At 39.1% G+C, this 3,361-nt stretch carries 4 protein-coding genes; all 4 read right to left on the reverse strand.

Features of this window, described 5'->3' with window-relative positions; translation table 11 throughout:
* Positions 1–236: 236 nt before the first annotated feature.
* Positions 237–1,118 carry a hypothetical protein gene (locus AB4Z17_RS32890; protein ID WP_441964592.1) on the reverse strand — a complete coding sequence of 294 codons (882 nt, stop codon included), beginning with the start codon at positions 1,116–1,118 and terminating at the stop codon, positions 237–239.
* 273 nt (positions 1,119–1,391) lie between these two features.
* Complete coding sequence (locus tag AB4Z17_RS32895; RefSeq protein WP_441964594.1) at positions 1,392–1,565, reverse strand: hypothetical protein; 174 nt, start codon at positions 1,563–1,565, stop codon at positions 1,392–1,394.
* A gap of 61 nt (positions 1,566–1,626) precedes the next feature.
* Positions 1,627–2,172, reverse strand: a complete 546-nt coding sequence (locus AB4Z17_RS32900; RefSeq protein ID WP_441964596.1) for a hypothetical protein — start codon at positions 2,170–2,172, stop codon at positions 1,627–1,629.
* 210 nt (positions 2,173–2,382) lie between these two features.
* Positions 2,383–3,327 carry an SDR family NAD(P)-dependent oxidoreductase gene (locus AB4Z17_RS32905; protein ID WP_441964598.1) on the reverse strand — a complete coding sequence of 315 codons (945 nt, stop codon included), beginning with the start codon at positions 3,325–3,327 and terminating at the stop codon, positions 2,383–2,385.
* Between the last annotated feature and the right edge of the window lie 34 nt (positions 3,328–3,361).

Raw genomic sequence — 3,361 nt, forward strand, 5'->3', positions numbered from 1 at the left:
ATACGTTCATTTTGAGTAGAATTCATCTTGTAGTCTCCTTGGTTTGTATTGGATCCGGTCACTGGCCAGCATCTGGGACCCATATACATCATACCAAGGAGTCTTTTTGTTTCTCAAACTTCGTATTTCTTCATAATAGGAATGCTGCCCGTTAGCTTAACGACGAAGGGCTGCCACGCTGCAGCCCTTTTAGTTTTCAACTATCGTTCTCCGTTAGCGTAACGATATTGTTTAACTTAGAACTCTAACCCACCGGGGTTATTTTTGTTGAAGGAATTCACAAGATCGGAGGAGATTATAGAATACCCCCATAATTTCTCAATCTGTTCAGTTGCTACCTTAGTGCGCCACAACCCTTTTACGGTTTCAGCCGATTCGTATGTTGTTGTGCAATCTCGAACGATATTTGTCATGTATCCATAAGAATGCATATTCCGAATGCCGTAAGTGCTGTTTATGATGCACTCGTCCGTCTCAAATCCCATATAAAAAAGCACTCTGATGCCTCTACTCCGGAGAAGGCGGTCGAATTGTTCTCTAGAGTAAATGAGCAGATCTCCCTCTTGTGGCTCGACTTCAATTGGTATCTTGATTCGGTCGTAGACATGGCCTTGCACATTCATCCAGGAGACATTAAACACATCGTCACTGTGTCTGGATCTCCAAGTTTCCTGCCATTCAAATTCAGGAAATGCAGTGCTCTTTTCTTCCATACTAACCTCACAGAATTCCTGAATGTCAGCCAAATGAGCCCGTTCTTCCTCTTTCGTCGAAGTGAGCCACTGGGGATAATGCCTCAAAAACTGAGGATGATTGCAATGGAAAATCTGGATGCCCTGTTGTCGCAGTGAACGTACTGCTGGCGTTATTTTGTTCAGAATGATCTCTTTCTTCCTTAACGCATGAGAGGTACCTCTTTCCGTGCTTAAGTCAAAACCTAAGGAATCAATGACAGGGCCATCCTCCCACCCAAAGTTCCACAAATCCACGAGGGCAACTCCAATTTCTTCACTTCGAAATGTGTATCGGGATGATGAACGTACAAAGGTTGATTCCGTATATGGTTCATCTGGACGTGGCGATCTCGGGGTGAAATCTAAGTCTATTGTAACTTCCATAGCAAAAACCTCCTGTAACGATTTTCGTCACAACGGTGGAAAATCCTTCAAGCTCTACTTCTCTCTCCGTCACGTTAATCTGCCCGTTAGCTTAATGATGGGCTTCCGCATGGAGGCCCTTTGGATGTTCACTATCGTTCTCCGTTAGTTGAATAACAAGTTCTTATCGTTTCCCTCTAATCCATCGATTGAATTTAGTTTCCCTCCATGCTGTCCATCCAATTGGCAGATCAGTAAGTTGGACCAAACTCGGGTCAATGTCTATTAATTCTTTTAACCCAGAATACGAGCGTCTAATTCAATAACTTCTTCACCATCGAGAAACTGCCACATTCCATCATCGCTGTCATGGGATACATATAGAATAGGGCTATGTTTATTCATTATTTTTTGGGTTGTAATAACAGCTACATTTTCAGGATCTTCAAATGGCCAAAGTCGTTCCATAAAAACATAACCTCCAGACATGATTAAGCTAAAGTTAACCATTAGTTAAGTAGRCATCCCTTCATTTTAGTATGTCTCCTTTCAGAGCACCATGTATCAGTTCATTTGTGATTTCCAATGCATCATCCCTTTTTTGTGCAGGTGCTGATATGATATACCCGCTACGACCATCAAAACCTGATTGATCAGGGTTCCTAGCATCTTTTGTGAATTTTAAAATTGTAAGTTTACTAAAATCGTCGTTAATAAAAATATTACCGTAAGCAAAATGTTTAGGCTGTCCCTTTTCATTATAGGTATAAAATAGAACTGCTTCACCATATTCGCTCAGTGTGATCTTTAATTGTCGATGCTCTTCTGGAACAGGTATATTTTCACCTTTAATATCGATTATTCCTGTGAATGTTCTTACTCCTTTTATGTTCTTTTTCATTTTACCATTTACAAATATGGTATCTGGCTTCACAAAATCACTATTTTCTTCTCCCAATTGATACAATACCCCTTGAATCGTAAATTTATAGTGCTTTGGGTATGTATATATTAATATCCATACAATAAATGCCACTATAAGAAGTACTATTGGTATCCATAGTTTTTTCTTCAATTATCAACCACCACCTCAACTAACATTAAATGTAACTATCCGAAAGTACAATGAAAGGCTTGAATTTCACCACTTAAGTATTAGAGCAGTGATTAAAGTATCCTGCTCGTTAGCTTAATGAAGCATTGTCGTATCGTCAGTCTAACATCTTATTTTTCAGTCTAGAACTTTATTTTCTTCTAACTTCTGCTACTCCTGTTATGCTTACGACTAATAAAAATTACTAGTCAGCTCCGTGCTTAATCCCCATAGTTTCTCCGAATTTTCGATGTCGATAGCGTATTTAGGATAGCTTCCTGAACCGAATATGTTCTTCAATTGCTCTACACCTCTTTCGCTTTTGGATGGTGCAACTATCTCTCGCTTGTGGTTGATTAGCTGGCCTGTTACATCGCGGAATTCATCCGAAGTACAAATATAAAAATAATTGTCTGCCATGCCGGCTGGTGGCGGATTCGTTAAATTTTGAGCCGTAGCAAGCACTTTCCAAAATGGGCTAAGTTTGCTAATCGTTTCTTTTGATAATTTTACTCGGTTAATTTGAAGCGCATTGATTTTAATTCCTTTACTTTTCAATTTATCTGCTAATTTGAAGGTTAATATCAATAATGCCATTTTGGAGTCTCCGTACATCTTATATACACTGTGACGCTGCTTGTTTTGCAGTTCACCGCGCAAATTATCGAAATCGATTTTTCTTTTGGGATCGAAAAAATTTTTAATATTGGTCGTACAGGCATTTAGAGTTCTCGGATCCTGCGATTTTTGAAGATGGTCTGTCACCAAATTAGTCATTAAGAAGGGACCAAATGTGTTTGTAGCAAAAGATAGCTCAATATGTTCAGGACTAAGCTTATATTGCTTTTCTCCATGATTTAAGTAAGCTGCGTTATGTATTAAAATGTCCAAACGTGAGTATTTAGCTTTGAATGCAGCACAGAATAAACGAATAGATTCAAACGATGAAATATCCAGCTCCATCAAATCTACATTAACATTGTTTGCTGCTAGTATGATTTCTTGTTGCACAGGTCTACTAATCTGCAAATTGCGGCAAGCCATGATAACATGATATCCTTCGGTAGCAAATTTCAGCGTTGCCGCTTTTCCGATCCCCGAATTTGCTCCTGTTATAATAACAATCTTAGCTTTCATGCCGAACCTCCTACTGGATATTTTACGGTTACCC

The organism is Paenibacillus sp. TAF43_2, assembly GCF_052113545.1.
Lineage (GTDB): Bacteria > Bacillota > Bacilli > Paenibacillales > Paenibacillaceae > Pristimantibacillus.